This window comes from Moorena sp. SIO3E8 (genome assembly GCF_010692445.1).
Taxonomy (GTDB): domain Bacteria; phylum Cyanobacteriota; class Cyanobacteriia; order Cyanobacteriales; family Coleofasciculaceae; genus Moorena; species Moorena bouillonii.
Genome location: NZ_JAAHHM010000363.1, coordinates 1 through 1,296, shown reverse-complemented (window position 1 = coordinate 1,296; position 1,296 = coordinate 1). Strand labels below are relative to the sequence as shown.

Sequence of the window (1,296 nt, the reverse complement as noted above, 5' to 3'; positions counted from 1 at the left end):
TCTCCGAAGAATGGAACTTCTGGATGTGGGGACGGATCGAGAGGAGAAGCTCTTCCGCCTTTGCGATGACCTTCGGGTCGTGGCTGTCCGGGTCCTCGCCGAGATAGTTCAGGGCAGCGGGGATCATCTCATCCGAGGCATCCAGCATGAACACGCCGCAGTCGGCGAACTTGGAAATCACTTCGGGATCGAAGATCATTTTCCAGGAATCGACCGGTGCGTCCGGCATGCGTTCGGCAATCATCTTCACGTTGTAGCCGATTCCCGTCGTGCCCCACATGTAGTTGATCGAGTGGGCATTTTCAGGATCGTACTTGGCGGTGCGTTCGCTCACCACATTCCACATGTTGCCAAGATTGGAAAGTTTCGACTTATCGAGCGGCTGGAATACGCCGGCCTGGATCTGCCGGGACAGGAAGGTGCCGCTGGGCACCACCACGTCGTAGCCGGTGCCGCCGGCCAGAAGCTTGGTCTCCAGAATGTCGTTCGAGTCGAAGACGTCATAGACGACCTTGATCCCGGTTTCCTTTTCGAAGTCCTTGAGAATGGTCTCGTCGATATAGTCTGACCAGTTATAGACATTCACGACGGCGTCCTGGCCGAAGGCGGGCGCACCGGCACCCGCGATAAACGCCGCAGCAAGCGCCGATTTTGTTAGGAATTTCATACAATGTCTCCCAGTGTCATTGAGCTGTGGGCTTTATGGCTTTTTTCTCTGCCAAACCCCTTATGCTTCGCCTGATTTCAGGACGGGCGGGCGCGTCTGTCAATCGTTGAGGCGAATCTCCATGATTCCACTCAAGTTTTAGAGGCGATTCCAACGATTAAGTGATTAAAGTAATACAAAATACGACATTTCCGCCAATCGCCGTTGCATGCTATTCTGACGGTGCGGACACAAAATGATCACATCCAGCCGCGGTTGTTTGCTTGTAGGGGTAAGGGGCTGCTCTGAAGTCGTTCAGAGAGAAAATCCGGCGTTCAGCTCCGAAAACTGGCAGTAAACACGGACAGGGATGTTGAATCGAAGTAGAGACAGGCGACAAAACTAGGTCATCGCGACCTTGTGTCGAGAATTGCAATATGATTCGTCCTTGGGCTGTTGTGGGGCCGGTATTCCTGGCGGTGTCCGGTTGTACTCAACTAGATCCGCCGGCTCCCGATCCGGAAGAAGTTCAGGCTTCGATCGAGTCCGACTCGACCGTGCCGATCGACCTGACCGAACCGGAAGCGATCGAAGAGGCCATTGTGGTCCGGGATCCCCCGCCGCCGCCGCGCCGAAAACCCGAGACCGCA

2 protein-coding genes are annotated in these 1,296 nt (G+C 55.2%); one reads left to right on the top strand and one right to left on the bottom strand.

Translation table 11 applies throughout. The annotated features are described in order from the left end of the window. On the bottom strand, positions 1 to 667 hold a 667-nt coding region (locus F6K46_RS39815), incomplete at its 3' end, for an extracellular solute-binding protein (protein WP_293118215.1). Between the two features lie 416 nt (positions 668 to 1,083). Here F6K46_RS39815 and F6K46_RS39810 point away from each other — a divergent pair. Then, a partial coding sequence (locus F6K46_RS39810) for a hypothetical protein (protein ID WP_293118212.1) occupies positions 1,084 to 1,296 on the top strand: 213 nt, incomplete at its 3' end.